General features: G+C 69.3%; 23 protein-coding genes and 2 pseudogenes. 17 read left to right on the top strand and 8 right to left on the bottom strand.

Annotated features, from left to right (window positions below; translation table 11 throughout):
• The gene (locus C1I89_RS08605; RefSeq protein ID WP_102772353.1) at positions 1–4,116 is read right to left on the bottom strand and encodes a hypothetical protein; all 4,116 of its coding nucleotides are present in this window, start codon (positions 4,114–4,116) and stop codon (positions 1–3) included.
• Between C1I89_RS08605 and C1I89_RS34035 the strand changes: the two genes are divergently transcribed.
• Entirely contained in the window at positions 4,115–4,423 is a 309-nt protein-coding gene (locus tag C1I89_RS34035; RefSeq protein ID WP_146196880.1) for a hypothetical protein, read from the top strand. The genes C1I89_RS08605 and C1I89_RS34035 overlap by 2 nt on opposite strands.
• A 6-nt stretch (positions 4,424–4,429) precedes the next feature.
• Here C1I89_RS34035 and bioD (C1I89_RS08600) read toward each other — a convergent pair.
• Positions 4,430–5,197 (bottom strand): annotated as a pseudogene (gene bioD, locus C1I89_RS08600) (dethiobiotin synthase); the annotation flags it as partial.
• A gap of 1,811 nt (positions 5,198–7,008) precedes the next feature.
• Here bioD (C1I89_RS08600) and C1I89_RS34030 point away from each other — a divergent pair.
• Positions 7,009–7,317, top strand: coding sequence for a hypothetical protein (locus C1I89_RS34030; RefSeq protein WP_146196880.1), 309 nt, complete (start codon positions 7,009–7,011; stop codon positions 7,315–7,317).
• Between the two features lie 6 nt (positions 7,318–7,323).
• On the opposite strand, the pseudogene bioD (C1I89_RS08590) reads toward C1I89_RS34030, so the two are convergent.
• Positions 7,324–8,211: pseudogene (gene bioD / locus C1I89_RS08590) on the bottom strand (dethiobiotin synthase); the annotation flags it as partial.
• A 615-nt stretch (positions 8,212–8,826) separates the two neighbouring features.
• Here bioD (C1I89_RS08590) and C1I89_RS34025 point away from each other — a divergent pair.
• Positions 8,827–9,135, top strand: a complete 309-nt coding sequence (locus tag C1I89_RS34025) for a hypothetical protein (RefSeq protein ID WP_146196880.1) — start codon at positions 8,827–8,829, stop codon at positions 9,133–9,135.
• A 6-nt stretch (positions 9,136–9,141) separates the two neighbouring features.
• Here the strand turns inward: C1I89_RS34025 and bioD (C1I89_RS08580) are convergent, their stop codons facing one another.
• From bioD (C1I89_RS08580) to C1I89_RS08570, 3 genes are read right to left on the bottom strand one after another with little or no spacing between them, the layout of a single operon-like run.
• Positions 9,142–10,566 carry a dethiobiotin synthase gene (gene bioD, locus C1I89_RS08580; protein WP_102772351.1) on the bottom strand — a complete coding sequence of 475 codons (1,425 nt, stop codon included), beginning with the start codon at positions 10,564–10,566 and terminating at the stop codon, positions 9,142–9,144.
• On the bottom strand, positions 10,563–11,222 hold the full coding sequence (locus C1I89_RS08575) for an alpha/beta fold hydrolase (RefSeq protein WP_102772350.1): 660 nt from the start codon (positions 11,220–11,222) through the stop codon (positions 10,563–10,565). Before C1I89_RS08575 ends, bioD (C1I89_RS08580) begins: the two co-directional genes overlap by 4 nt.
• Positions 11,219–12,406, bottom strand: coding sequence for an aminotransferase class I/II-fold pyridoxal phosphate-dependent enzyme (locus C1I89_RS08570; RefSeq protein WP_102772349.1), 1,188 nt, complete (start codon positions 12,404–12,406; stop codon positions 11,219–11,221). The genes C1I89_RS08575 and C1I89_RS08570 overlap by 4 nt, the downstream gene beginning before the upstream one ends.
• Positions 12,407–12,487: 81 nt before the next feature.
• Between C1I89_RS08570 and C1I89_RS08565 the strand changes: the two genes are divergently transcribed.
• From C1I89_RS08565 to C1I89_RS08520, 10 genes are all read left to right on the top strand, one after another.
• Positions 12,488–13,756, top strand: a complete 1,269-nt coding sequence (locus tag C1I89_RS08565) for an adenosylmethionine--8-amino-7-oxononanoate transaminase (protein ID WP_102772348.1) — start codon at positions 12,488–12,490, stop codon at positions 13,754–13,756.
• A 77-nt stretch (positions 13,757–13,833) separates the two neighbouring features.
• Positions 13,834–14,805 (top strand): P-type ATPase, encoded by a 972-nt coding sequence (locus C1I89_RS08560; protein ID WP_102772347.1) that lies wholly within the window; start codon positions 13,834–13,836, stop codon positions 14,803–14,805.
• A complete protein-coding gene (ccoS, locus tag C1I89_RS08555) occupies positions 14,802–14,963 on the top strand; it encodes a cbb3-type cytochrome oxidase assembly protein CcoS (protein ID WP_102772346.1) in 162 nt (53 codons plus the stop codon). The genes C1I89_RS08560 and ccoS overlap by 4 nt, the downstream gene beginning before the upstream one ends.
• 154 nt (positions 14,964–15,117) lie before the next feature.
• A complete protein-coding gene (gene ccoN, locus C1I89_RS08550; protein ID WP_102772345.1) occupies positions 15,118–16,605 on the top strand; it encodes a cytochrome-c oxidase, cbb3-type subunit I in 1,488 nt (495 codons plus the stop codon).
• Positions 16,606–16,615: 10 nt separating this feature from the next.
• Positions 16,616–17,344 carry a cytochrome-c oxidase, cbb3-type subunit II gene (gene ccoO, locus C1I89_RS08545; RefSeq protein WP_102772344.1) on the top strand — a complete coding sequence of 243 codons (729 nt, stop codon included), beginning with the start codon at positions 16,616–16,618 and terminating at the stop codon, positions 17,342–17,344.
• Positions 17,345–17,346: 2 nt separating this feature from the next.
• The gene (locus C1I89_RS08540) at positions 17,347–17,523 is read left to right on the top strand and encodes a cbb3-type cytochrome oxidase subunit 3 (protein ID WP_102772343.1); all 177 of its coding nucleotides are present in this window, start codon (positions 17,347–17,349) and stop codon (positions 17,521–17,523) included.
• A complete protein-coding gene (gene ccoP, locus C1I89_RS08535) occupies positions 17,520–18,467 on the top strand; it encodes a cytochrome-c oxidase, cbb3-type subunit III (RefSeq protein ID WP_102772342.1) in 948 nt (315 codons plus the stop codon). The genes C1I89_RS08540 and ccoP overlap by 4 nt, the downstream gene beginning before the upstream one ends.
• 58 nt (positions 18,468–18,525) lie before the next feature.
• Complete coding sequence (gene ccoG / locus C1I89_RS08530; protein ID WP_102772341.1) at positions 18,526–20,019, top strand: cytochrome c oxidase accessory protein CcoG; 1,494 nt, start codon at positions 18,526–18,528, stop codon at positions 20,017–20,019.
• A 20-nt stretch (positions 20,020–20,039) separates the two neighbouring features.
• Positions 20,040–20,249 (top strand): FixH family protein, encoded by a 210-nt coding sequence (locus C1I89_RS08525; protein ID WP_102772340.1) that lies wholly within the window; start codon positions 20,040–20,042, stop codon positions 20,247–20,249.
• 15 nt (positions 20,250–20,264) lie between these two features.
• Positions 20,265–20,501, top strand: a complete 237-nt coding sequence (locus C1I89_RS08520) for a hypothetical protein (RefSeq protein WP_102772339.1) — start codon at positions 20,265–20,267, stop codon at positions 20,499–20,501.
• Between the two features lie 7 nt (positions 20,502–20,508).
• Here the strand turns inward: C1I89_RS08520 and C1I89_RS08515 are convergent, their stop codons facing one another.
• Both C1I89_RS08515 and C1I89_RS08510 read right to left on the bottom strand, forming a co-directional pair.
• Positions 20,509–20,847 carry a zinc ribbon domain-containing protein YjdM gene (locus tag C1I89_RS08515; protein ID WP_102772837.1) on the bottom strand — a complete coding sequence of 113 codons (339 nt, stop codon included), beginning with the start codon at positions 20,845–20,847 and terminating at the stop codon, positions 20,509–20,511.
• A gap of 61 nt (positions 20,848–20,908) precedes the next feature.
• Positions 20,909–21,841, bottom strand: a complete 933-nt coding sequence (locus C1I89_RS08510) for a LysR family transcriptional regulator (RefSeq protein WP_102772338.1) — start codon at positions 21,839–21,841, stop codon at positions 20,909–20,911.
• A gap of 129 nt (positions 21,842–21,970) precedes the next feature.
• Between C1I89_RS08510 and C1I89_RS08505 the strand changes: the two genes are divergently transcribed.
• From C1I89_RS08505 to C1I89_RS08490, 4 genes are read left to right on the top strand one after another with little or no spacing between them, the layout of a single operon-like run.
• Positions 21,971–22,945 carry a Bug family tripartite tricarboxylate transporter substrate binding protein gene (locus tag C1I89_RS08505; RefSeq protein WP_102772337.1) on the top strand — a complete coding sequence of 325 codons (975 nt, stop codon included), beginning with the start codon at positions 21,971–21,973 and terminating at the stop codon, positions 22,943–22,945.
• 10 nt (positions 22,946–22,955) lie between these two features.
• On the top strand, positions 22,956–23,993 hold the full coding sequence (locus C1I89_RS08500) for a 4-hydroxythreonine-4-phosphate dehydrogenase PdxA (protein WP_102772336.1): 1,038 nt from the start codon (positions 22,956–22,958) through the stop codon (positions 23,991–23,993).
• Positions 23,994–24,033: 40 nt separating this feature from the next.
• Positions 24,034–25,206, top strand: a complete 1,173-nt coding sequence (locus C1I89_RS08495; protein WP_102772335.1) for an L-rhamnonate dehydratase — start codon at positions 24,034–24,036, stop codon at positions 25,204–25,206.
• A gap of 6 nt (positions 25,207–25,212) precedes the next feature.
• A complete protein-coding gene (locus C1I89_RS08490; RefSeq protein ID WP_102772334.1) occupies positions 25,213–26,142 on the top strand; it encodes a dihydrodipicolinate synthase family protein in 930 nt (309 codons plus the stop codon).
• The last annotated feature ends 159 nt before the right edge of the window (positions 26,143–26,301 follow it).

Raw genomic sequence — 26,301 nt, 5'->3', positions numbered from 1 at the left:
TCAGGCAAAGGCTTCGGCGTACTCGCGCCAGGCGTATTGCGTGTCGTCGTCGATCTGCGCCAGCTCCTGCGCCAGCGGCAGGTCGGGCCTGGGACCCATCAGGTCGCGCAGGCCGGGGTCGCCGTTGGAGCCGGCGAACTTGCGCTCGCACGACAGCGACACGCTGGTCGAAAACATGAAGACTTCGATCTCGACGGTGATGGTCGCGCGCCCGGCGCATTTGCCGCTCTCGAATTCGTAGCGCAGTTCCAGGTAGATCTCGATCGAGATGCTGACGATGCCCAGCACGCTGACGCAGCCGCCCATTCGGAAATAGCCGGCCAGCGAGCAGGCGTCTTTTTCCATGCGGAAGTAAATGCCCGCCATCACGTGCACGCCGCCGGAAGCCACGCCCAGGTTGACCGAGACGCTGGCGCCGAATTCGAACGCGGCCTCCAGCAGCTGGATGCCGGACGGGTCCAGCGTGACGCCGAAAAAGCCGCCGCCGCCGAACATGCAGACCGACAGGTTGAAAGGCTGCTCGCGCGTGCAGAAATTGAAGCGCACGGCCAGCGGCTGGCCGATGAAGGGCACGGTGAAGCCGGCGCCCAGGCTGAGGTTGGACAGGTTGAACACGCCGATGGCGATGGCCGGCAGCGCCACGTCGAAGCCCGCGTCCACGCCCTTGGCCGAGATGTCCAGATAGGGCGGATCGGAGAAACCGTCCAGCGGGATCAGGTCGCGCAGCGTTTCCACGAAGGACAGGGGGCCGACGAACTTGATGTCGGAAAGCAGCACGTCCACGTCCATCTTGGCGGCCGTGTCGATGCGGAACTCGATCTTCTCGAAGTTCAGTTCGAGGAAGCTGGCCGGCGCGATCAGCACCAGGTCGAAGTGCTTGAGCGAGCAGGCGACCGAGAGCTTGGGCGCGCTCTGTCCGTTCTTGCGCACGCGCGCCTCGACCGCGATGCGCAGCCCTTGCGGGTCGTTGGCGACGAATATCGATTTGCCGGCTTCGGCCGGCCAGTTGCGGATCACCGGGTTCCAGTCGAAGCGCAGGGTCAGCTCGTCGCCGCACAGCAGGTCCAGCAGCTGGGCGCTGGCCAGCACGGCGTCGACCGCCAGCTGCACCGCGCGCAGCGCGCCCTGCGCGACCTGACGGGGCGCGCCTTCGAGCAGGCGCGCGGTGCCGATGGTCTGCGACAGGGGCTGGGCGGCATCGCCGATGGCCTGCAGGCGCAGCTTGAGCGTCGCGGCGTCCGAAAAAAGTTGATCCAGCTGGCCCGGCTGGCCGACGACGGCGTCGAGCGCGTCGTACAACGCCTTGCCCTGGACCAGCAGCGCGGGAATCGCGCCCAGGCTGTCCAGCAGTTCCTGCGCGGCGCCGGCGGCCTGCCGCAGCGACTGGCGATAGCCGTCCGGCAGGCCCACGCCGCCGACCTGGGCGTCGGCCGCGGTGCGCACGGCCGTGGCGGCGGCGCGCGCGGCGTCCAGCGCGGCGGGCAGCCCCGGCAGGGCGGGCGCGGCGTCGAAGGACTGTCCGGCAAGCAGTTCGATCTGCGCCACCACGTCCTGCATCGCCGCGCTCAGCGCGTCGACGCGGGTCCGGGCGCCGGCCACCAGGGCCGGCGCGTAGGCCAGGGCCTGGGCCTGCAGGTCCTGGAACCTGGCCTGCAGCGCTTTCAGGGCGCCCTGGGCGATGCGGCGGGGCTGCTGCGCCAGGTCCGCCACCAGGGCGTAGAGCCGTCCCATGTCGTTGGTCAGGCTTTCCAGCTGGCTGCAGCCTTCGGCCACGAAGCGCGGCACCCGCTCGGGCGTGTTGGCCGCGTTGGCCACGGCCTCGATCACCTCGCCCAGCGGGATACAGCCGAACAACAGCGGCAGGGGCAGGTCCGACAGCGTCTTGGGAAAGACGTCGTCGCCTTTCATGCGGCCGGCGACGAACTCCTGCACCGAGCCGCTGACCGGTCCGGCCAGCCGCGACAGCGCCGTGGGGCGCAGGTTGGGCTGCACGAAACCGCCCGCGCGGTCGCCCTGCCGGGAAAAGTCCAGCGCCGCGTTGCCGCGGTGCAAGGGGTCGGCGTCGATGTCGCCGAAGACCTGGCCGACGTTGGCGGCGTCGAAGCCGAAGCGGAGATAGTGCGCATTCCAGCTGAGGACGCTGTGGCCGTCGCCGCCGGCCAGCCCGGACAAGGCCGCGATGCGGATGGAGGCGCGCTTGACGCCCGGATAGAACAGCGCGTCGTTGAGCCCGTCGCTGTAGGCGCGCAGTCCGGCGTTGCCGGGATCGACCACGGCGTCGAACTCGATGGATTCCACCTCGGCCGCTGTGTCGCCGGCCTTCTGGCTGGGCGCCAGCGTGACGCGCTGGCGGTTGAGCTGCGCGACCCGCCGGCCGCTGCGGTCGGGCCGCCGCCAGGCCGTCTGCGCCTGCTGGGCGAAGGCCTCGGCCTGCGGCCACAGCGGCACCAGCGACTGCCCGCTCTGGCCGCGCGGACTGGCCTTGTCGCCAATCATGAAGATCATGGGCAGGCCGAACTGCACGCTGCGCCCGTCGGTGTCGGTGGCCGAACAGGCGAAGCTGAAAGGCGCGCCCGCCACGCAGGGCCAGAACAGCTTGATGTCCTGGTTGTCGATATTGCTGGCGGGGCTGCCGGCCGGGTCCAGGTTGGGCGTGACCGTGGTGAGGATGCGCACGCTGGAGAACGGCATCTGCAGGTTCAGCAGCATCGGGTCGCCGACGCCGCCGTCGCGCGCCGGCTGTTCGAGGTCGTACACGCGCTCGCGCTGGCGCACGATGATGAACTGGCGCTGGCGCAGATAGGCGACGTTTCCGGGCCGGCCCGGGTGGAACTTGCGTTCGCTGACCTTGATCAGCGCCGCGCGGTGGCCGAACGGAAACAGGAAGCCCTTGTAGACGATGCGCACGTAGTGGTCGCGGCCCATCGCGCCGCGGTGCGTCCATTCCTCCAGCGACAGCCCGGGGCCGTCCCAGTTGCCGCGCGAATCCAGCCAGGCGCCCAGCGAGGACAGCATCAGCAGGCGGGTGGCGATAGGCTGCGGCGTGTAGCTGGCGGCCGAGAAGTTCGACGACAGGTGCGCGATCTGGTAGCGATCGTAATCGTTCATCGGCATGAGGAACGGCGAGGCGTCGGGCGCGGGCAGGCGCTGGTCGGCCGGCACCGGATAGGCCGACTGCATGGGCATGGACGAGCCCTCGCCGCTCAGCGCCCAGATCGCGCGCAGCGTGCGCCGCGCATCCGGCGCGGGCGGTTCGACCGCGTCGCCGTCCTGCGTCGCCAGCAGCCGCGTGTGCCACAGCTCGGTGTGCAGGGTGGCGGCCGAGGTGGCGGGAGACTTGGCGTGCCGCCAACTCGTCTGCGCGTGCGGGCTGAGGATCAGGCGCCACGGTAGTTCGATGGCGGTCTGCTGCGCGCCTGGGGCCGCGGGCCGGGGGCCGCGCTTGAGGATGTCGATGATGGCGCCGGCGCGCTGCGGCGTGCGGACCGCGGCGACCGGGCCGGGCCGCGGCGGGCGCAGGCCGACGCCGCCGCCGGCCAGGCGCCGCTGCAGCGCGCCGGGCGCGTCCTGGCGCATGGCCAGGCGCGCATTGCGCAAGGCGAAGCTCGACAGCGCCGCGCGTTGCGCCGGGCTGAGCTTGTCCAGGCGCTTGTCGAACAGATCGCGCAGGACCAGGCGCGGGGCGGGCGCGGCCGGGGGCCGGGCGTTGGCGGCCACGGCCGGCGGCAGCGATTCGATGGCGGCCAGCACGCCTTCCAGCGTGTAGGGCGCGTCGAAATCATCCGGGACCGCAAAGGCCAGCCGGGATTCGCCCGCGATGCGCGCCCGCACGGGCGGAGGAGCAAGCGAGTCCTCGTCCTGGCTGGCCGCGTTTTCCAGGAAGGTCTGTTCCGCGATCGACTGCGGCGGAAAGTGCACGATCAGCGTGGCCGCGCCGCTGCCGGTCTTGCGCAGCCGCGGCGGCTGGCCGGGCGAGACCGTCAGGTTGTGCAGCTCGATGCGCAGGGCCAGCAGGTCGGCCGGACGCAGCACGGGCTGGCCCGGACGGGTGCCGTCGAAGAAGTTGCGGTTGGGATTGGGGGCGAGGACGGGAATGTGCAGCCTTCTGGTGACCATGCCAGCTCTCCTGCAAAGAAGAAAACCTGGGAACACGACCAACTGCCAGCGTATAGAACTGCAATTCGCCGAAATCTATCGTTGTGTTGCGTTAGCGGTCAACAACGGCGCGTCCGTGCGCGAGGACGCCGCCGCGCAAGGCGGGATGTGGCTTTTGGATGTAGAAAGCGGGGGCGCGCAAGCCGGAATCCATATCGAAACCCAGCCGGCGGCAGCCATCCGGCACGGAGAACGCAGGATGGCGCGCACGGGCGCGGCGCGCGGATCGCGGCCGCGCGCGCCGGATTTATTTTGTACGCATTCGTAACGGCGGCTAGCCCGCCACGGCCGGCGCGCCGCCCAGTTCGGTCAGGCAGTCTTCCAGCGACGGGATGCCGCAAGCCAGGGCCTCGACGGTGGCGGCGTCGACCTTGGACAGCGGCGGGATCTCGGCCAGCACGCGCACGTTGCCGAAGCGCTCGATGGCTTCCTTGTTGCCGGCCGACAGCGGCCCGCTCATGATCACGCCGAGCACGGCGATGCCGCGCCGCCTGAGCGCCTCCAGGCTGAGCAGGGTGTGGTTGATGGTGCCCAGCCCGCTGCGCGCGGCCAGCACCACGGGCAGGTCCAGACGCGCGATCAGGTCGATCATCATGTGGGTGTCGTCGATCGGCACGTAAAGCCCGCCCGCGCCTTCCACGATGAGCGGGGCCTGGGTGGCGGGCGGGACGATGCTGGTGGCGTCGACCACGGCGTCTTCCAGCGTGGCCGCCGCCCACGGCGACAGGGGCGCCTGCAGCACGTAGGCGGGCAGGTGCAGCCGCTCGGGCGGCAGCCCGGCCAGCTGGGCCACGGTGTCGGTATCGCCGGGTTCCTCGGACACGCCGGTCTGCACCGGCTTCCAGTAGTCGGCGTTCCAGGCGCGCGCCAGGATGGCCGACACCAGGGTCTTGCCGATGCCGGTGTCGGTGCCGGTCACGAATACCCCGGCGGGGCGTTGATCAGTTTTTTTCCACATGCCATAGGCCAGGTGATAGGTCACCGTGGCTCCTCTTCGATCGAATGCCGCCAGCACCCGCCGCAATCCGGCGGGNCACCTCGGCCGCTGTGTCGCCGGCCTTCTGGCTGGGCGCCAGCGTGACGCGCTGGCGGTTGAGCTGCGCGACCCGCCGGCCGCTGCGGTCGGGCCGCCGCCAGGCCGTCTGCGCCTGCTGGGCGAAGGCCTCGGCCTGCGGCCACAGCGGCACCAGCGACTGCCCGCTCTGGCCGCGCGGACTGGCCTTGTCGCCAATCATGAAGATCATGGGCAGGCCGAACTGCACGCTGCGCCCGTCGGTGTCGGTGGCCGAACAGGCGAAGCTGAAAGGCGCGCCCGCCACGCAGGGCCAGAACAGCTTGATGTCCTGGTTGTCGATATTGCTGGCGGGGCTGCCGGCCGGGTCCAGGTTGGGCGTGACCGTGGTGAGGATGCGCACGCTGGAGAACGGCATCTGCAGGTTCAGCAGCATCGGGTCGCCGACGCCGCCGTCGCGCGCCGGCTGTTCGAGGTCGTACACGCGCTCGCGCTGGCGCACGATGATGAACTGGCGCTGGCGCAGATAGGCGACGTTTCCGGGCCGGCCCGGGTGGAACTTGCGTTCGCTGACCTTGATCAGCGCCGCGCGGTGGCCGAACGGAAACAGGAAGCCCTTGTAGACGATGCGCACGTAGTGGTCGCGGCCCATCGCGCCGCGGTGCGTCCATTCCTCCAGCGACAGCCCGGGGCCGTCCCAGTTGCCGCGCGAATCCAGCCAGGCGCCCAGCGAGGACAGCATCAGCAGGCGGGTGGCGATAGGCTGCGGCGTGTAGCTGGCGGCCGAGAAGTTCGACGACAGGTGCGCGATCTGGTAGCGATCGTAATCGTTCATCGGCATGAGGAACGGCGAGGCGTCGGGCGCGGGCAGGCGCTGGTCGGCCGGCACCGGATAGGCCGACTGCATGGGCATGGACGAGCCCTCGCCGCTCAGCGCCCAGATCGCGCGCAGCGTGCGCCGCGCATCCGGCGCGGGCGGTTCGACCGCGTCGCCGTCCTGCGTCGCCAGCAGCCGCGTGTGCCACAGCTCGGTGTGCAGGGTGGCGGCCGAGGTGGCGGGAGACTTGGCGTGCCGCCAACTCGTCTGCGCGTGCGGGCTGAGGATCAGGCGCCACGGTAGTTCGATGGCGGTCTGCTGCGCGCCTGGGGCCGCGGGCCGGGGGCCGCGCTTGAGGATGTCGATGATGGCGCCGGCGCGCTGCGGCGTGCGGACCGCGGCGACCGGGCCGGGCCGCGGCGGGCGCAGGCCGACGCCGCCGCCGGCCAGGCGCCGCTGCAGCGCGCCGGGCGCGTCCTGGCGCATGGCCAGGCGCGCATTGCGCAAGGCGAAGCTCGACAGCGCCGCGCGTTGCGCCGGGCTGAGCTTGTCCAGGCGCTTGTCGAACAGATCGCGCAGGACCAGGCGCGGGGCGGGCGCGGCCGGGGGCCGGGCGTTGGCGGCCACGGCCGGCGGCAGCGATTCGATGGCGGCCAGCACGCCTTCCAGCGTGTAGGGCGCGTCGAAATCATCCGGGACCGCAAAGGCCAGCCGGGATTCGCCCGCGATGCGCGCCCGCACGGGCGGAGGAGCAAGCGAGTCCTCGTCCTGGCTGGCCGCGTTTTCCAGGAAGGTCTGTTCCGCGATCGACTGCGGCGGAAAGTGCACGATCAGCGTGGCCGCGCCGCTGCCGGTCTTGCGCAGCCGCGGCGGCTGGCCGGGCGAGACCGTCAGGTTGTGCAGCTCGATGCGCAGGGCCAGCAGGTCGGCCGGACGCAGCACGGGCTGGCCCGGACGGGTGCCGTCGAAGAAGTTGCGGTTGGGATTGGGGGCGAGGACGGGAATGTGCAGCCTTCTGGTGACCATGCCAGCTCTCCTGCAAAGAAGAAAACCTGGGAACACGACCAACTGCCAGCGTATAGAACTGCAATTCGCCGAAATCTATCGTTGTGTTGCGTTAGCGGTCAACAACGGCGCGTCCGTGCGCGAGGACGCCGCCGCGCAAGGCGGGATGTGGCTTTTGGATGTAGAAAGCGGGGGCGCGCAAGCCGGAATCCATATCGAAACCCAGCCGGCGGCAGCCATCCGGCACGGAGAACGCAGGATGGCGCGCACGGGCGCGGCGCGCGGATCGCGGCCGCGCGCGCCGGATTTATTTTGTACGCATTCGTAACGGCGGCTAGCCCGCCACGGCCGGCGCGCCGCCCAGTTCGGTCAGGCAGTCTTCCAGCGACGGGATGCCGCAAGCCAGGGCCTCGACGGTGGCGGCGTCGACCTTGGACAGCGGCGGGATCTCGGCCAGCACGCGCACGTTGCCGAAGCGCTCGATGGCTTCCTTGTTGCCGGCCGACAGCGGCCCGCTCATGATCACGCCGAGCACGGCGATGCCGCGCCGCCTGAGCGCCTCCAGGCTGAGCAGGGTGTGGTTGATGGTGCCCAGCCCGCTGCGCGCGGCCAGCACCACGGGCAGGTCCAGACGCGCGATCAGGTCGATCATCATGTGGGTGTCGTCGATCGGCACGTAAAGCCCGCCCGCGCCTTCCACGATGAGCGGGGCCTGGGTGGCGGGCGGGACGATGCTGGTGGCGTCGACCACGGCGTCTTCCAGCGTGGCCGCCGCCCACGGCGACAGGGGCGCCTGCAGCACGTAGGCGGGCAGGTGCAGCCGCTCGGGCGGCAGCCCGGCCAGCTGGGCCACGGTGTCGGTATCGCCGGGTTCCTCGGACACGCCGGTCTGCACCGGCTTCCAGTAGTCGGCGTTCCAGGCGCGCGCCAGGATGGCCGACACCAGGGTCTTGCCGATGCCGGTGTCGGTGCCGGTCACGAATACCCCGGCGGGGCGTTGATCAGTTTTTTTCCACATGCCATAGGCCAGGTGATAGGTCACCGTGGCTCCTCTTCGATCGAATGCCGCCAGCACCCGCCGCAATCCGGCGGGGCTGAGCGGCTTGCTGCCGGGCGCCGGGCTGGTGGCGCCGATGCCCTTCAGGCCCTTCAGGAAATGCAGGCCGTCAGGATGATTATGTAGCAGCCGTTCGCCGCGCACGCCACCCGTCAGATTGCCCATGCCCGGACGNGCGGGCGCAGGCCGACGCCGCCGCCGGCCAGGCGCCGCTGCAGCGCGCCGGGCGCGTCCTGGCGCATGGCCAGGCGCGCATTGCGCAAGGCGAAGCTCGACAGCGCCGCGCGTTGCGCCGGGCTGAGCTTGTCCAGGCGCTTGTCGAACAGATCGCGCAGGACCAGGCGCGGGGCGGGCGCGGCCGGGGGCCGGGCGTTGGCGGCCACGGCCGGCGGCAGCGATTCGATGGCGGCCAGCACGCCTTCCAGCGTGTAGGGCGCGTCGAAATCATCCGGGACCGCAAAGGCCAGCCGGGATTCGCCCGCGATGCGCGCCCGCACGGGCGGAGGAGCAAGCGAGTCCTCGTCCTGGCTGGCCGCGTTTTCCAGGAAGGTCTGTTCCGCGATCGACTGCGGCGGAAAGTGCACGATCAGCGTGGCCGCGCCGCTGCCGGTCTTGCGCAGCCGCGGCGGCTGGCCGGGCGAGACCGTCAGGTTGTGCAGCTCGATGCGCAGGGCCAGCAGGTCGGCCGGACGCAGCACGGGCTGGCCCGGACGGGTGCCGTCGAAGAAGTTGCGGTTGGGATTGGGGGCGAGGACGGGAATGTGCAGCCTTCTGGTGACCATGCCAGCTCTCCTGCAAAGAAGAAAACCTGGGAACACGACCAACTGCCAGCGTATAGAACTGCAATTCGCCGAAATCTATCGTTGTGTTGCGTTAGCGGTCAACAACGGCGCGTCCGTGCGCGAGGACGCCGCCGCGCAAGGCGGGATGTGGCTTTTGGATGTAGAAAGCGGGGGCGCGCAAGCCGGAATCCATATCGAAACCCAGCCGGCGGCAGCCATCCGGCACGGAGAACGCAGGATGGCGCGCACGGGCGCGGCGCGCGGATCGCGGCCGCGCGCGCCGGATTTATTTTGTACGCATTCGTAACGGCGGCTAGCCCGCCACGGCCGGCGCGCCGCCCAGTTCGGTCAGGCAGTCTTCCAGCGACGGGATGCCGCAAGCCAGGGCCTCGACGGTGGCGGCGTCGACCTTGGACAGCGGCGGGATCTCGGCCAGCACGCGCACGTTGCCGAAGCGCTCGATGGCTTCCTTGTTGCCGGCCGACAGCGGCCCGCTCATGATCACGCCGAGCACGGCGATGCCGCGCCGCCTGAGCGCCTCCAGGCTGAGCAGGGTGTGGTTGATGGTGCCCAGCCCGCTGCGCGCGGCCAGCACCACGGGCAGGTCCAGACGCGCGATCAGGTCGATCATCATGTGGGTGTCGTCGATCGGCACGTAAAGCCCGCCCGCGCCTTCCACGATGAGCGGGGCCTGGGTGGCGGGCGGGACGATGCTGGTGGCGTCGACCACGGCGTCTTCCAGCGTGGCCGCCGCCCACGGCGACAGGGGCGCCTGCAGCACGTAGGCGGGCAGGTGCAGCCGCTCGGGCGGCAGCCCGGCCAGCTGGGCCACGGTGTCGGTATCGCCGGGTTCCTCGGACACGCCGGTCTGCACCGGCTTCCAGTAGTCGGCGTTCCAGGCGCGCGCCAGGATGGCCGACACCAGGGTCTTGCCGATGCCGGTGTCGGTGCCGGTCACGAATACCCCGGCGGGGCGTTGATCAGTTTTTTTCCACATGCCATAGGCCAGGTGATAGGTCACCGTGGCTCCTCTTCGATCGAATGCCGCCAGCACCCGCCGCAATCCGGCGGGGCTGAGCGGCTTGCTGCCGGGCGCCGGGCTGGTGGCGCCGATGCCCTTCAGGCCCTTCAGGAAATGCAGGCCGTCAGGATGATTATGTAGCAGCCGTTCGCCGCGCACGCCACCCGTCAGATTGCCCATGCCCGGACGGATGGCGTCCAGCGGCGGATAGGCCGGCGTGGCCGCGCTGAGCCCGGCCTCGCGATGGGCCGCGCGCCATTCCTGGAACGTGCCCGCAGCCAGGGTCGCCACCGCCAGGCGGCCGCCCGGAGCCAGCAGCGCGGCCAGCCGGCCCAGGCCGGCGTTCAGGTCGGAGAACCATTGCACCGCCAGGCTGGAGCAGATCAGGTCGTAGCCCCCGGGCAGCCCTTCGGGGCGCTCGCCGTCGAGCAACCGGTAGCGGACCGTGCCGGGCGGGGGCGGACGGCTTTGCGCGGCCGCCAGCATGCCGGGCGAGATGTCCGTCACGGTCCAGTCGGCCGGCCCGATGCGGCGCGCCAGCGCCCGGGTCAGCAGGCCGGTGCCGCAGCCGATCTCCAGGATGCGCGGATGGCGCGGCAGCGGCAGCAGCGCGATGTCGTCGGCCAGGCGTTCGGCCGTGATGCGCTGCACTGGCGCATGGTCTTCGTAACGGCGGGCGGCCGCGCCGAAGCGCGCCGCGACGGGGACGGCCGTCATGGCGCGCCCGCCGCGCGGGCGATGAAGGCACGCAGCGCGTCGGCGCACCAGCGCGCGTCCGAGACCGGCAGCAGATGCCCGCCGCCTTCGCGCCAGCGCAGCTCGCAGCCGGGCGCGCCGGCGAAGGCCGCCTGCGTCATGGCGGCCGGCACGATGGGGTCCTGCGCGCCGGCCAGGACCAGCAGCGGCGCCGGCAGCGCGGCCAGGGCGGCGCGCCGGTCCTCGTCGCGCAGGGCCCGCAGATCGCGTTCGAGCGGCTCCAGCCGGGGCGGACCGAACGGCGCGTCCGCGCCGCAGCGCTGGCGGAAGTCGCGCAGCACGGCCTCGGGGTCCGCGGCCAGGCGCTTCTGCATGCGGTCCAGCATGCGGGGCGGCACGCCGGCCTCGAAGCCGGGTCCGGCGGCGAAGCGCGCAAAGCCGTTGATGGCCGCCAGCCCCAGGCAGCCGGGCGGCAGGCGGCGCAGCAGGCGCAGCGCGCCCAGCGAGTGGCCGATGGCGATGACCGGGCCGTCGACGGCGGGGTCTTCGGGCGCGCCGAAATAGCCGGCGTCGAAGGCCGCCTGCGGCCAGTCGCCAAGCTCGGCGCGCAGCGGCGTCCAGACCGAGGCGTCGAAGGCCCAGCCGTGGACGAACAGCAGGGTGGGGCGGCGCGTCACGCCAGCACCGCGGCGAAGCCGTCGATCAGGCGCGCCACGTCGGCGTCGCGGTGCGCGGCGCTCAGGGTCACGCGCAGCCGGCTGGTGCCGGCCGGCACGGTGGGCGGGCGGATCGCCACCGCCAGCAGGCCGCGCTGTTCCAGGGCCGACGCCATCCGCAGCGCGCGGGCCGCGTCGCCGACGATGGCCGGCACGATCTGGGTGGACGAGTCGCCGGTGTCCAGCCCCAGCGCCTGCAAAGACGCGCGCAGATGGTCGCCGGCGGCCGCCAGCCGGGCGCGTTCGGCGTCCAGCGTGGGCACCAGGTCCAGCGCCGCGTCCATGGCGCCCAGCACCGCGGGCGGCAGCGCCGTCGTGTAGATGAAGCCGGAGCAGGCGTTGACGAGGTAGTCGCACAGCGCGCGCGAACCGGCCACATAGGCGCCGAATCCGCCCAGCGCCTTGCTGAAGGTGCCCATGGCCAGATCGATCCGGCCCGGCGCCAGCCCGGCCAGCCCCATGCCGTTGGGGCCCAGCACGCCGGTGGCGTGGGCTTCGTCCAGGTAGACGAAGGCGTCGTAGCGGTCGGCCAGGTCGGCCAGGCGCGCCACGTCGGTCCGGTCGCCGTCCATGCTGAATACGCTTTCGGTGACGATGAAGCGGGTCACGGGCTTGTCCGCCGGGTTTGCGGCGCGCGCGGCCAGCAGGCTTTCCAGGTGCGCCAGGTCGTTGTGGCGGAAGCGGATCTGGCGCACGCCGGCGGCCTGGCAGCCGTGGTGCAGGCTGGCGTGGTTGAGCTTGTCGGCGTAGAGCTCGACCTCGCCCCGGCCGGCGGCCGCGCGCAGCAGGGCGGGCAGCACGGCGGCGTTGGCCTGCCAGCCCGAAGCCAGCAGCAGCGCGGCCTCGGTGCCTTTGAGGCGGGCGAGCTTGGCTTCGACTTGTTCGTGCAGGTCCAGATTGCCGCAGACCAGGCGCGAGGCCTGGGCGCCGGCGCCGTGGCGGGCCGCCCATTCGCGGGCGCGCTCGACCAGCAGCGGGTGGCGCGCCAGCCCCAGGTAGTCATTGCTGGAGAAGTTAAGCATGGGCGCGCCGCCCAGCAGCAGATGCCCGGGGGCGGCGGCGCCGGCCGTGCGCAGGCGGCGCCTGACCTGGCGCGTTTCGGCGCGCGCCAGCTCGGAGAAAAACAGCGTATCCAGTTTCGACATCGACCCGTCCTGCGGCGGCCGGGCGGACCGTGAGGTCGGCGCCAGGCCGTAGAATGCGGGCCATTGTAGTGGAGGTGATTCATGCACACGCCCGACTGGATGGCCCGGGGCCATCCCCACATCTGGCTGCCCTATGCCCAGATGAAGACGGCCACGCCGCCGCTGCCGGTGGTGCGCAGCCACGGCAGCCGGCTCGAACTGGCCGACGGCCGCAGCCTGATCGACGGCGTGGCGTCCTGGTGGACCGCCTGCCATGGCTATAACCATCCGCACATCGCCCAGGCGGTGCGGGCGCAGCTGGACGCGATGCCGCACGTGATGTTCGGCGGGCTGACGCACGAACCGGCCCTGACGCTGGCACGCCGCCTGGCCGCGCTGCTGGGGCCGGGCCTGGACCGCGTCTTCTATACGGACTCCGGCTCGGTGGCGGTGGAAGTGGCCATGAAGATGGCGCTGCAGTTCTGGCTCAACCAGGGCGAGCGCGGACGCACCCGCTTCCTGGCGTTTCGCGGCGGCTACCACGGCGACACCTTCGGCACCATGGCGGTGTGCGATCCGGAAGAGGGCATGCACAGCCTGTACCGCGGCATGCTGGCCGAGCACGACATCGTCGATCTGCCGCAAGGCGAGGCCGAGCTGGCCGCGCTCGAGGACCACCTGGAGCGCCACGCGCCGCGGCTGGCCGGCATCCTGGTCGAGCCGCTGGTGCAGGGCGCCGGCGGCATGCTGCTGCACGACCCGGAAGTCCTGCGGCGGCTGCGCCGCCTGGCCGACCGCCACGGCCTGCTGCTGATCTTCGACGAGATCTTCACCGGCTTCGGGCGCACCGGCACCATGTTCGCGTTCGAGCAGGCCGGCATCCGGCCGGACATCCTGACCTTGTCCAAGGCCCTGACCGGCGGCACCCTGCCGCTGGCGGCCACCGTCGCCAGCAGCCGGGTGTTCGACGCCTTCTGGTCCGACGATCCTTCGCACGCGCTGATGCACGGCCCCACTTTCATGGGCAATGCGCTGGCCTGCGCGGCGGCCAACGCCTCGCTGGACCTGTTCGAGCGCGAGCCGCGCCTGGAACAGGCCCGCGCCATCTCCGAGGCCCTGGCGGCGGGACTGGCGCCGTGCCGCGACCTGCCCTGGGTGCGCGACGTGCGGGTGCTGGGCGCCATCGGGGTGGTGGAGCTGGACGGCATCGGCGACCGCGAGGCGCTCAAGCGGCGGCTGGTCGAGGCCGGCGTCTGGGTGCGGCCTTTCGGCAACGTGGTCTACCTGACTCCGGCGCTGACCATAGAAGAGGACGACCTTGCCGGCCTGATGCGGGCCGTGAACGAAGTGCTGGGGCGCCAGCGTCCCTGAGCCGGGCGCAACAAACCGCCAGGGGCGCCTTGATTCAGATCAAGGCAGGGCCGCCCGGCGCTGGGTACGATCGGCGCATGCGAGCCAAATCGATCTTTGCCGTCCCGGCGGGCCTGCCCCAGGCCGACCGCCAGTTGCGCCGCCATGCGCTGGTGCGCCTGTCGCTGGCGTGGCTGGCGATGATGCAGGTCATGATGTTCGCCTGGCCCGGCTACCTGCGCCACGACGGCATCCCGGCCGACGCGCTCGAGACGCTGGACTGGGCCATCGTGCTGATGAACTGGGCCAGCCTGGCGCTGACCGTGCCGGTGGTGCTGTATTCGGCCTGGCCCATCTGGCGCCTGGCCGGCGAGAACCTGCGGCGCGGCCGCGCCGGCATGGACGTGCCGGTGGCGCTGGGCATCGTCGCCGCCTTCATTCCCAGCGTCCACGCCACCTACACCGGGCGCGGCGAGGTGTATTTCGATTCGGTCACGATGTTCGTGGCCTTCCTGCTGACCGCGCGCTATCTCGAACTGTGCGCCCGCCAGTCCTTCGGCGGCGCCGCAGGCGGGGCGCGCCACGAGCGCATCGAGGCCGAGCGGCTGGCGCTGGGCGCGCGCGCCGACCGGCTGGCCTCGCGCTTCGTCATGGTCCAGGTGGCGCTGGCGCTGGCCGCGGCCGCCGTCTGGGCCTATATCGACGCCGCCCACAGCATCCCCGTGATGGTGGCGCTGCTGGTGATGAGCTGCCCCTGCGCCATGTCGATGGCGGTGCCCACCGCCATGGCCTCGGCCCATTCGGCGCTGGCCGCCGACCCCGCCATGCCCGACGCCGCGCTGGACGCGCTGCTGGCCGAGGCGCGCAAGAAGGCTCGCCAGAACCTGCACGGCTCCGTTGTCTGGCACCTGCTCATGACGCCGCTGGCCGTGGTCGGCTGGGTCACGCCCTGGCTGGCCGCCATCACCATGCTGGTGTCGTCGCTGGCGGTGGCCTACAACTCGTGGCGCCTGTGCCGCCGCGACTGGTCCGGCGCGCCGCCGTCGGCCGCGCTCGAGGCTGCGCCGTGACCATCCTCTATCTGCTGCTGCCGCTGTCGCTGCTGTTCGTGCTGGCCATCGGCGTGTCGCTCTGGTGGGCCGTGTTCAACGGCCAGTACGACGACACCGACGAAGCCGGCAGCGCCATTCTGCGCGACGACGACAGCGGGCCCGCCGGACGGGGCTGAAGCCCTCATGCCCGCCGCGCCAGCCATAGATCTGTTGCGCAACCTGCTTGTTCCCCCGTACTGCCGACAGGGTTTGATTCATATCAACGTCCGTTTGGCCGCCAACCGCCATCATGGCAACTTGGATCTAATTGTTTCTCTTTAGGGGAAGGTGATGAACGATTGCGCCGCAATCGCAAACAAGGCCGATACCTTCAACTACCGGATCGTGAGGCAGTTCGCGCTCATGACGGTGGTCTGGGGCATCGTCGGCATGGCCGTGGGCGTATTTATCGCCGCGCAGCTCATCTGGCCGCAGCTGAATTTCGACACGGCGTGGCTGTCCTACGGCCGCCTGCGCCCGCTGCACACCAACGCGGTCATCTTCGCATTCGGCGGCAGCGCGCTGTTCGCAACGTCGTATTACGTCGTGCAGCGCACCTGCCAGGCCCGCCTGTTCTGTGGCCCGCTGGCCGCGTTCACGTTCTGGGGCTGGCAGATCGTCATCGTCGCCGCCGCCATCACCTTGCCCATGGGCTTCACCAGCAGCAAGGAATACGCCGAACTGGAATGGCCGATCGACATCCTGATCACGCTGGTGTGGGTGGCCTACGCCATCGTGTTCTTCGGCACCATCGTCAAGCGCCGCTCCAAGCACATCTACGTGGCCAACTGGTTCTTCGGCTCGTACATCCTGACGATCGCCATCCTGCACATCTTCAATAACATCGAGATGCCGGTTTCGATGTGGAAGTCCTACTCGGCCTACGCCGGGGTGCAGGACGCGATGGTGCAGTGGTGGTACGGCCACAACGCGGTGGGCTTCTTCCTGACCACCAGCTTCCTGGGCATGATGTACTACTTCGTGCCCAAGCAGGCCGGGCGTCCCATCTATTCCTACCGCCTGTCCATCGTTCACTTCTGGGCGCTGGCCTTCACGTACATGTGGGCGGGCCCGCACCACCTGCTGTACACCTCGCTGCCCGACTGGACCCAGTCGCTGGGCATGACCTTCTCGCTGATCCTGCTGGCGCCGTCCTGGGGCGGCATGATCAACGGCATCATGACCCTGCAGGGCGCCTGGTACAAGCTGCGCACCGATCCGATCCTGAAGTTCATGGTCACGGCGCTGTCGTTCTACGGCATGTCGACCTTCGAAGGCTCGATGATGTCGATCCGCACCGTCAACGCGCTGTCGCACTACACGGACTGGACCATCGGGCACGTGCACTCCGGCGCGCTGGGCTGGGTCGCCATGATCAGCTTCGGCTCGCTGTACTACCTGGTTCCGCGCCTGTACGGCCGCGAGAAGATGTACAGCGTCAAGGCCATCGAACTGCACTTCTGGATCGCGACCATCGGCGTGGTGCTGTACATCGCCTCCATGTGGATCGCCGGCGTGCAGCAGGGCCTGATGTGGCGCGACACCGCCGCCGACGGCACCCTGGTGTACAGCTTCGTCGAAGAGCTGAAGACGCGGGTTCCGTATTACCTGATCCGCCTGCTGGGTGGCACGCTGTTCCTGTCGGGTGTGTTCGTCATGGCCTGGAACGTGTGGATGACGGTGCGCGGCGCGCGCCCGGTCAACCCCGCCATTCCGCTGGACGATCCCCATGGCGCGCGTCCGTCGGTCGCACCGACCGCCGTGCCGGCCACCGTTTGACGAGGACATCATGGCCAACAAGCAACGCGGCTTCTTTTCCCACGAGACGCTCGAGAAGAACATCGGCTGGATGATCATCGCCAGCATCCTGGTGGTGTCCTTCGCGGGCCTCGTACAGATCATCCCGCTGTTCTTCCAGCACAGCACGACCCAGGCGGTCGCCGGCGTCGAGCCCTACAGCCCGCTGCGGCTGATGGGCCGCGACATCTACATCCGCGAAGGCTGCGTGGGCTGTCACTCGCAGCAGGTGCGGGTGCTGGCCGCCGAGGTGCAGCGCTACGGCTCGTACTCCATCGCGGCCGAATCGGTCTTCGACCGTCCGTTCCTGTGGGGCTCCAAGCGCACTGGTCCCGACCTGGCGCGCGTGGGCGAACGCTACTCGGACGACTGGCACCGCATCCACCTGCGCGATCCGCGCAAGGTGGTGCCGGAATCCAACATGCCGGCCTATCCGTGGCTGGAGAAAACCGTCATCACCGGCGCCGACGTGGACCAGCGCATGCGCGCCCTGCGCAAGCTGGGCGTGCCCTACACGGACGAGGAAATCGCCGCGGCGCCCAAGGCCATCGAAGGCAAGACCGAGGAAGACGCGCTGGTCGCCTACCTGCAGGGCCTGGGCGTCGGCGTGCGCAAGGCCAGGCAGGCCGAAGCCGCCGAGGCGGCCAAGCGGGCGGCCCAGCCGCCCCAGCCCGCCGCTCAGCCCGTCCAACCCGCCGCGCCGGCCGCAACGGGAGAATGACCATGCTGGGCTACCTGAGCGCAATCGTCACCGCCATCTCGATGGCAACCTTTTTTGGCATCGTCTGGTGGGCCTGCTCGCGCGGCCGCCAGGGCGCCAACCGCGAATCGGCCATGCTGCCGTTCGCACTGCCCGATGAATTCGGGCCGGGACAACATGATGGAGCGAATCGGTCATGAGCGATTTCGTTAATGGCTTTTGGGGGTATTTCATCTCGATCATCGCCCTGGGCGGCGTGATCTGGTGCATCTGGCTGCTGTACACCCAGCGCCGCTGGCTCGGCACCAAGCCGGTCGCCGGCCAGGTCGAAGACACGGGCCACGTCTGGGATGGCGACCTGACCGAACTGAACAATCCGGTGCCCCGCTGGTGGACCTGGATGTACCTGCTGATGTGCCTGTTCGCGCTGGGCTACCTGTTCTTCATGCCCGGCCTGGGCGAGTACAAGGGCCAGCTGGGCTACAGCAGCACCGGCGAGGTCGCGCAGCAGCAGGCCAGGATGGCCGAAGCCGTGCGCCCGATCTACGCGCGCTTCGAGACCATGGACATTCCGCAGATCTCGCAGGATGCGGGCGCGCGCGAAATCGGCCAGCGCCTGTTCCTGAACACCTGCGCGCAATGCCACGGCTCCGACGCCAAGGGCGGGCCCAGCTTCCCCAACCTGGCCGACGGCGACTGGCTGCACGGCGGCTCGCCGGAAGCCATCATGCAGACCATCACCAAGGGTCGCGTCGGCATCATGCCGCCCTGGAAGGGCACCATCGACCCCAAGACCGCCGGCGACATCGCCCAGTACGTGCGTTCGCTGTCGGGCCTGACCGCCGATCCGGTGCGGGTGTTCCGCGGCAAGCGCGAGTTCGCCAACTTCTGTGTCGCCTGCCACGGCGTGGACGGCAAGGGCAACCAGGCGCTGGGCGCGCCCAACCTGACGGACGACGTCTGGCTCTACGGCGGTTCCGAGGCCACCATCGTCAAGACCATCCTGGACGGCCGCGACAACCGCATGCCGGCCCACGAAGAGATCCTCTCGCCGGAGCAGATCAAGATCCTGACGGCATGGGTCTGGGGCTTGTCCAACAAGCCCGGCGCCGAGTCCGTGGCGTCCAACGAGGCGGCGAAATAAGGGCAGGGGGCGGGCGATCCCCGCCCCCCTATCACTGACTTAAAGCACGGAGCAGCATATGGAAGATGGGTCAACCGCAAGCGTCGGCGGCAATTCGCCTGGCGGTGACCCGCCACCCTGGCGGCCCCACACGAGGCCGCCGCGTCCCGGCCAGGAAACCCTGGAACAGACGCTGGCGGACGTGCGCAGCAAGATCTACCCGCGGTCGGTCAGCGGCATTTTCGCGCGCTGGCGGATCGCCTTCGTGTTTCTCACGCAGATCATTTTCTACGGCCTGCCCTGGCTGCAGTGGAACGGGCGCCAGGCGGTGCTGTTCGACCTGGGCGCGCGCAAGTTCTACCTGTTCGGCCTGGTGCTGTGGCCGCAGGACGTGGTCTACCTGGCGGTGCTGCTGGTCATTTCGGCGCTGGCGCTGTTTCTGTTCACGGCCGTGGCCGGGCGGCTCTTCTGCGGCTACGCCTGCCCGCAGACCGTCTATACCGAAATCTTCATGTGGATCGAGCGCAAGGTCGAAGGCGACCGCGTCGCGCGCATCCGCCTGGACGAATCGCCCTGGAGCTGGCGCAAGGCCCGCCTGAAGCTGACCAAGCATTTCCTGTGGATCGCCGTGGCCTGGTGGACCGGCTCCACCTTCATCGGCTATTTCGCGCCCATCCGCGAACTGGGCCACGAGCTGTTCACGCTGCAGCTGGGGCCCTGGCAGTGGTTCTGGATGCTGTTCTACGGCTTCGCCACCTGGGGCAACGCCGGCTTCATGCGCGAATCGGTGTGCAAATACATGTGCCCGTACGCGCGCTTCCAGAGCGTGATGGTGGACCCCGACACCTTCGTGGTCACCTACGACAAGGTCCGCGGCGAGCCGCGCGGCGGACGCTCGCGCAAGATCGACCACAAGGCGGCCGGCATGGGCGATTGCGTCGATTGCAGCCTGTGCGTGCAGGTCTGCCCCACCGGCATCGACATCCGCGACGGCCTGCAGTACATGTGCATCGGCTGTGGGGCCTGTATCGACGCCTGCGAACAGGTCATGGACAAGATGCAGTACGAGCCGGGCCTGATCCGCTACACCTCCGAGCGCGCCATGCTCGACGGCCTGTCCACCAAGAGCGCGCGTTCGCATCTGCTGCGCCCGCGCGTGCTGATCTACGGCGCGCTGATCCTGGCGCTCGCCATCGCCTTCGTGGCCTCGCTGGCCATGCGCAATCCGCTGCGCGTCGACATCATCCGCGACCGCGGCGCGCTGGGGCGCGAAGTGGCCGGCGGCCAGATCGAGAACGTCTACCGCCTGCAGATCATCAACACCTCCGACCAGCCCATGCGCCTGCGCCTGAGCGCCGAGGGCATGCCCGGCCTGACCGTGATGGCCGGCCAGCAGGGCGCCGATACCGTCGACGTCGAAGCCGCGGCCAACAAGCTGGTGCCGATGGTGATCCGCGCGCCCGCCGGCGCCGAGCCCGGCGCCCACCCCATCACACTGCGCGCGCGCGGCCAGGACGGCGAGCAGCGCGCCATCGAAACCGACGAAGCCGCCAGCTTCTACGTTCCCGAGTAAGCACAGAACAGGATATGTCCATGAACGCAGCCCAGCCCGCGCAGCCCGCCAAACCCTGGTACCGTGAACCCTGGCCCTGGATACTGATGGCCGGGCCGTTCCTGGCCATGATCGGGTGTTTCATCACCATCTATCTGGCCTACACGAATTTCAGCAACCAGCCGATCCAGGAAGGCGTGGTCAAGCGCGGCCTGGTCGTCGAACAGACCGCGCCGAACGCCAATCCGTAGAACGGGAGTGCACTGATGGGCTTGAGATCGTTGATGTGGATACTGTGGCCGTCGTTCCTGGCCGCCGCCGCCTGTAGCGTGCTGGTCTTCGCGTTGATCGACCCGCTGGACGTGGCGATTTTCGGCCACGTCCCGACCGGGCGCGTGGGCTTCTACACCATCTCGTTCTTCGTATTGTGGGTGATGGCCGGGCTGTCCAGCACGCTGACGGCCTATCTCATGCCCAAGCCCGAGGAAGACGAGGACCTCTAGCGAGGGCCTAGGCCTTCCTGACGAATTCCGACTTCAGGCTCATGGGGCCGAAGCCGTCGATCTTGCAATCGATGTCGTGGTCGCCGTCGACCAGGCGGATGCCCTTGACCTTGGTGCCCATCTTGATCACGCCGCCCGAGCCTTTCAGCTTCAGGTCCTTGATGACCGTGACGGTGTCGCCGTCCTGCAGCACGTTGCCGGCCGAGTCGCGGTAGACGCGGGCCTGCTCGGCGGCGTCGCCCGCCTGCGCCGACCATTCGTGCGCGCATTCCGGGCAGATGTAAAGGCCGCCGTCTTCATAGGTGAATTCGGACCGGCATTGCGGACAGGCGGGCAGGGTGCTCACGGGCAAATCTCTCTGGTAAAAGGCGCTATCGCGCAACCCGCAAGTATACGGCGCGGCGGCCTCAAAGGTCCGGGTCGCCGTGCAGCAGGCCGACGAAATGCCGGGCCGCCGCGCTCAGCGGCCGGTCGCGCGGCACGATGCTGCCGAAGGCCGTCAGGCGGTGGCGGATGCGGTAGGGCAGGATGGCGAGCAGCCCGTGCGCGGCATAGCGGCCGGCCACCGATTCCGGAATCACGCCCAGCATCGAAGACTTCATCGCCAGGTTGGTGGTGGTCAGGATCGACGCCGATTCGATCAGGCCCCGCGGCGGCGCGGCGTCGTGCGCGCGGAATTCCTGCTCCATCACGTCGCGCATCGGGCTGCCGTGCGGCTGCAGCACCCACGGATATTCCATCATGGCCGCGAAGTCCACGCGCTTGCGCGCGGCCAGCGGATGGTCCACCGCGGCGATCACCGACAAGGCCTCGTCGCCGATGGGGCGGAATACGTAATGGCGTTCCGGCAGCGTCAGCATGCGGCCGATCACCACGTCCAGCTTGCCCTCGGTCATGCGGCCGATCAGCAGGTCGCTGGTGCCGGTGGAGATCTCCACCGCCAGCAGCGGATAGGTCTGCTTCAGGCGCAGCAGCGCATCGGTCAGCGGCCCCGGCGAGGCCGCCATGATGCTGCCGATGAAGAGCTTGCCGGTGCTGCCCAGCCGTACCTCTTCCAGCTCGCGCGCCAGCGACGCCACCGTGCCGCGCATGCCGCGGAAGTACTCCATGACGCACTCGCCGGCGGCGGTCAACGCCAGCCCGCGGCCGACCCGCCCGAACAGCGGCTGGCCGATGGCCAGCTCCAGTTCGTGCAGCATCTTGCTGGCCGCCGACTGCGTCATGTTGAGCTGGGCGGCGGCCGCGCGCAGCGTGCCGCGCTCCTCGATCGCCAGCAGCAGGACGATCTGGCGCATGCGCAGCCGCGACAGCAGCGCAGGGACGGAAATCGTACGTTCCATGATTGATCACCTCTGGTGAACGGTTGGTGCAAAAGTTTCATTTTACGGAAACTAAGCTTGTTTCTAAGATGGAGCCACAAAAACAGTAATGACCGCCAGGCGGCAAACCAGCTACCCAAGGAGACAACCATGAAGACTCGGCTATACGCAGCCATGGCGGCAGGGGCCTTGTGCCTGTCGGCCCTGGCCCCCCTGCAGGCGCTTGCCGGCGACTGGCCCAGCAAGCCCCTGCGGCTGCTGGTGGGCTCGGCGCCGGGCGGCGGCACCGACGCGATGGCGCGGGCCGTGGGCGACGAGCTCGGCCCGCTGCTCAAGCAGACGGTGGTGGTCGAAAACAAGCCGGGCGCGTCCAACACGCTGGCGGCCGACCAGGTCGCCAAATCCGGCGATCCGCACACCATGGTGATGGGCGTCTCCACCGCGCACGCCATCGCGCCGCACCTGCTCAAGCTCGGCTACGACAACGACCGCGACCTCGTGCCGGTGGTGTTCGTGGGCGCCGTGCCCAATATCCTGGTGGTCAACAACGACCTGCCGGCCAAGTCGGTGTCGGAGCTGATCGCGCTGCTCAAGGGCAAGCCGGGCGCCTACAACTTCGCCAGCAGCGGCGCGGGCAGCACCCAGCACATCGCGGCCGAACTGTTCCAGGATGCCGCCGGCGTGAAGATGGTGCACATCCCCTACCGCGGCAGCGGCCCCGCGCTGGTGGACCTGATCGGCGGGCAGGTGCAGGTGGCCTTCGAAACGGCGTCGTCCGTCATCCCGCACATCAAGACCGGCAAGGTGCGTCCGCTGGCCGTGCTCAGCAAGCAGCGCAACCCGCAGATTCCCGACGTGCCCACGATGGAGCAGGCCGGCCTGCCGGGCGTGGAAATGAGCGCGTGGTACGGCATCTACATGCCCAGCGTCACGCCCTCCGCCGTCCAGACGCAGGTGCACGACCTGGTCAACCAGGTCCTGGCGCTGCCGGCCACCCAGAAACGCCTGCAGGCGATCGGCGCCGACCTCAACCCGATGAGCCAGGAGCAGTTCGCGCAGTTTCACAAGGCCGAGAACCAGCGCTACGCCGCCATCATCAAGAAAAACAATATTTCCGTGGAATGAGTCCCGAACCATGACGACTACGCAGCACAAACCCGTCATCGCCCTGACCCTGGGCGACCCCGCCGGCATCGGCCCCGAACTGATCGCCCGCCTGCTGGCCAGGCCCGAAGCCTGCCAGCACGCCAACATCGTGCTGGCGGGCGACGCCTGGCTGTGGCGCGAAGGCCAGCGCGTGGCCGGGGTGCAGGTGCGCACCCAGCCGGTGCCGGGCTTCGAGGCGCTGCGCGACCGCCCCGACAGCACGGTCCCGGCCTGGCTGGAGATGGATACGGTGCGGCAGGACGAAGTGCGCGTCGGCCTGGCCCAGCCGGCCGGCGGCGCCTCCGTGCTGTGCGTGCTCGACGCCTGTATGGATGCCGCGCAGGACGGCCACATCGACGCCATCTGCTTCGCGCCGCTGAACAAGTACGCGATGAAGCTGGGCGGCATGGCTCACAACGACGAGCTGCACCATTTCGCGAAATACCTGGGCGTGACCGGCTACTTCTGCGAGTTCAACACCCTGGGCGATCTCTGGACCTCGCGCGTGTCCTCGCACATTCCGCTCAAGGACGCGGCCGCCGCGCTCAGCGTCGACGGCATCAAGGACGCGGCGCGGCTGATCCACCGCTCGCTGCAGGCCAACGGCGTGGCGCAGCCGCGGGTGGCTGTGGCGGCGTTCAACCCGCATGGCGGCGACGGCGGCACCTGCGGACGCGAGGAAATCGACATCATCGCGCCGGCCGTGCGCCAGCTGAACGACGAAGGCCTGCCGGTGCGCGGCCCGTTCCCGGCCGACACCATCTTCCTGAAAGCCCAGGCGGGCGAGTTCGACGCCATCGTCACCATGTACCACGACCAGGGCCAGATTGCGCTCAAGCTGCTGGGGTTCTCGCGCGGGGTGACGGTGCAGGGCGGCCTGCCCATTCCCATCACCACGCCCGCCCACGGCACCGCCTACGACATCGCGGGCCAGGGCCGCGCCGACCTGGACGCCACCTGGCAGGCCTTTCTGATCGCATGCCGCATGGGCGCGTCGCACCGCGCCTCGCGCCTGGCGGCGGCCTGAGGCCCGCTTCTTCCCATCTTCTGCACGCAGGTAAGCTCCCATGAAAATCAAATCCGTCCGCGCTCGCGTCTACGAATGGACCGGCAAGACCGTTCCGCCCCAGGGCAACTTCTGCTCCAACGCCATGGACCTGCTGTATTCGCCGCAGGAAACCATGAGCACCTTCCGTTTCCACGGCTGGACCGTGGTCGAAGTCGAGACCGACGACGGCATCGTCGGCCTGGGCAACGTGGCGCTGGCCCCGCGCGTGGCCAAGGCCATCATCGACCAGTACCTGGCGCCGCTGGTGATCGGCCAGGACCCCTGGGACTACGAATACCTGTGGCAGCGCATGTACCGCGCCACCCACGCCTGGGGCCGCAAGGGCGTGACCATGGCCGCCATCTCGGGCGTGGACCTGGCCATCTGGGACATCCTGGGCAAGTCGGTGGGCAAGCCGGTCTTCAAGCTGCTGGGCGGGCGCACCAAGGAAAAGATCCCGGTCTACTACTCCAAGCTCTACCGCACCGACCTGGACGCCATGCAGCAGGAAGCCCAGACCTACCTGGACCAGGGCTTCACCGCCTTCAAGATGCGCTTCGGCTACGGCCCGGCGCATCTGCAGAAGGGCGTGGTCGAGAACCTGAAATCGGTGGAGGCGGTGCGCGAAGTGATCGGCTACGACACCGACCTGATGCTGGAATGCTATATGGGCTGGAACCTGGAATACGCCAAGCGCATGCTTCCCAAGCTCGAACGCTTCGAGCCGCGTTGGCTGGAAGAGCCGGTCATCGCCGACGACATCGACGGTTATGCCGAGCTGAACCAGCTGAGCTCGATCCCGATCTCCGGCGGCGAGCACGAGTTTTCGCTGTACGGGTTCAAGCAGCTGCTGGACCGCAAGGCGGTGTCGGTGGTGCAGTACGACACCAACCGGGTGGGCGGCATCACGGCGGCGCACAAGATCAACGCGCTGTGCGAGGCCTACAGCGTGCCGGTCATTCCCCACGCCGGCCAGATGCACAACTATCATCTGACCATGAGCACGCTGGCCTCGCCCATGAGCGAGTACTTCCCCATGTTCGACGTGGAAGTCGGCAACGAACTGTTCTACTACATCTTCGACGGCGAGCCGGTGGCCGAACGGGGCTTCATCGACCTGGACGACGACCGGCCCGGCCTGGGCCTGTCCCTGAAGACCGAATACCTCGACAGTTTCAACATCATCGAATAAGGCGCCATGACCCTCTCCAAGACGCCGCGCTACCGCGGCATATTCCCCGTCGTCCCCACGCCTTTCACCGAGTCCGGCGAGCTCGACCTGCCCAGCCAGAAGCGGGCGGTGGACTTCATCATCGATTCGGGCGTGGACGGTCTTTGCATCCTGGCCAACTTCTCCGAACAGTTCGTGCTGTCCGACGAGGAGCGCGAGATCCTGACCCGCACGATCCTGGAGCACGTCGCCGGCCGCGTCCCGGTCATCGTGACCACGACCCACTTCAGCACCCAGGTCTGCGCCGCGCGCAGCCGGCGCGCGCAGGAGCAGGGCGCGGCGATGCTGATGATCATGCCGCCGTACCACGGCGCCACGATCCGGGTGTCCGAAGAGCAGGTGCACGGCTTCTTCCAGCGCGTGTCCGACGCGGTGGACATTCCCATCATGATCCAGGACGCGCCGGTCGCGGGCACGCCGCTTCCGGCCGCGACGTTGGCGCGCATGGCGCGCGAGATCGAGCAGGTGTCGTACTTCAAGATCGAGACGGCGGGCGCCGCCACCAAGCTGCGCGACCTGATCGAACTGGGCGGCGCGGCGATCGAAGGCCCCTGGGACGGCGAGGAAGCCATCACCCTGCTGCCCGACCTGGACGCCGGCGCCACCGGCTCCATGACCGGGGGCGCCTTCGCCGACGGCCTGCGGCCCATCATCGAGGCGCACCGGGCCGGACGCCGCGACGAGGCCTACCGCCTGTACGAGCGCTGGCTGCCGCTGATCAACTACGAAAACCGCCAGGGCGGCATCCTGACCGCCAAGGCGCTGATGAAGGCCGGCGGCGTGATCGATTGCGACGCGCCACGCCACCCGTTCCCCGCGATGCGGCCGGAAGTCAGGCAGGGGCTGCTGGAGACCGCCCGGCGTCTGGATCCGCTGGTGTTGCGCTGGGGGAGGTAAGAGGAAGGGCGGCTGGGGCTGCCTGATGGGTTTCGCGCGCAGCATGGCTGAGTTCTTGCGCAGGGATTCTCGCGCTGCGCCCATCCTACGGTCCCGCCATCGTAGGATGGGTGCAGCGCGAGACATCCGGGATAAAAAATCAAATATCGAACGCGCGAA

It is taken from the genome of Achromobacter pulmonis, assembly GCF_002885955.2.
Lineage (GTDB): Bacteria > Pseudomonadota > Gammaproteobacteria > Burkholderiales > Burkholderiaceae_B > Achromobacter > Achromobacter pulmonis_A.
Note: the sequence above shows the minus strand (reverse complement) of the source record. Positions and strands in the feature narration are given on the sequence as shown.

Coding starts and splice junctions, on each gene's coding strand:
- ccoP (WP_102772342.1), top strand. CDS start 17,520: ATGAGCGATTTCGTTAATGGCTTTTGGGGGTATTTCATCTCGATCATC.
- C1I89_RS08495 (WP_102772335.1), top strand. CDS start 24,034: ATGAAAATCAAATCCGTCCGCGCTCGCGTCTACGAATGGACCGGCAAG.
- C1I89_RS34035 (WP_146196880.1), top strand. CDS start 4,115: ATGCCAGCTCTCCTGCAAAGAAGAAAACCTGGGAACACGACCAACTGC.
- C1I89_RS08520 (WP_102772339.1), top strand. CDS start 20,265: ATGGGCTTGAGATCGTTGATGTGGATACTGTGGCCGTCGTTCCTGGCC.
- C1I89_RS08490 (WP_102772334.1), top strand. CDS start 25,213: ATGACCCTCTCCAAGACGCCGCGCTACCGCGGCATATTCCCCGTCGTC.
- C1I89_RS08560 (WP_102772347.1), top strand. CDS start 13,834: ATGCGAGCCAAATCGATCTTTGCCGTCCCGGCGGGCCTGCCCCAGGCC.
- bioD (WP_102772351.1), bottom strand. CDS start 10,566: ATGACGGCCGTCCCCGTCGCGGCGCGCTTCGGCGCGGCCGCCCGCCGT.
- C1I89_RS34030 (WP_146196880.1), top strand. CDS start 7,009: ATGCCAGCTCTCCTGCAAAGAAGAAAACCTGGGAACACGACCAACTGC.
- C1I89_RS08605 (WP_102772353.1), bottom strand. CDS start 4,116: ATGGTCACCAGAAGGCTGCACATTCCCGTCCTCGCCCCCAATCCCAAC.
- C1I89_RS08510 (WP_102772338.1), bottom strand. CDS start 21,841: ATGGAACGTACGATTTCCGTCCCTGCGCTGCTGTCGCGGCTGCGCATG.
- C1I89_RS08540 (WP_102772343.1), top strand. CDS start 17,347: ATGCTGGGCTACCTGAGCGCAATCGTCACCGCCATCTCGATGGCAACC.
- C1I89_RS08500 (WP_102772336.1), top strand. CDS start 22,956: ATGACGACTACGCAGCACAAACCCGTCATCGCCCTGACCCTGGGCGAC.
- C1I89_RS08570 (WP_102772349.1), bottom strand. CDS start 12,406: ATGTCGAAACTGGATACGCTGTTTTTCTCCGAGCTGGCGCGCGCCGAA.
- ccoO (WP_102772344.1), top strand. CDS start 16,616: ATGGCCAACAAGCAACGCGGCTTCTTTTCCCACGAGACGCTCGAGAAG.
- ccoN (WP_102772345.1), top strand. CDS start 15,118: ATGAACGATTGCGCCGCAATCGCAAACAAGGCCGATACCTTCAACTAC.
- C1I89_RS08525 (WP_102772340.1), top strand. CDS start 20,040: ATGAACGCAGCCCAGCCCGCGCAGCCCGCCAAACCCTGGTACCGTGAA.
- C1I89_RS08565 (WP_102772348.1), top strand. CDS start 12,488: ATGCACACGCCCGACTGGATGGCCCGGGGCCATCCCCACATCTGGCTG.
- ccoG (WP_102772341.1), top strand. CDS start 18,526: ATGGAAGATGGGTCAACCGCAAGCGTCGGCGGCAATTCGCCTGGCGGT.
- C1I89_RS08505 (WP_102772337.1), top strand. CDS start 21,971: ATGAAGACTCGGCTATACGCAGCCATGGCGGCAGGGGCCTTGTGCCTG.
- C1I89_RS34025 (WP_146196880.1), top strand. CDS start 8,827: ATGCCAGCTCTCCTGCAAAGAAGAAAACCTGGGAACACGACCAACTGC.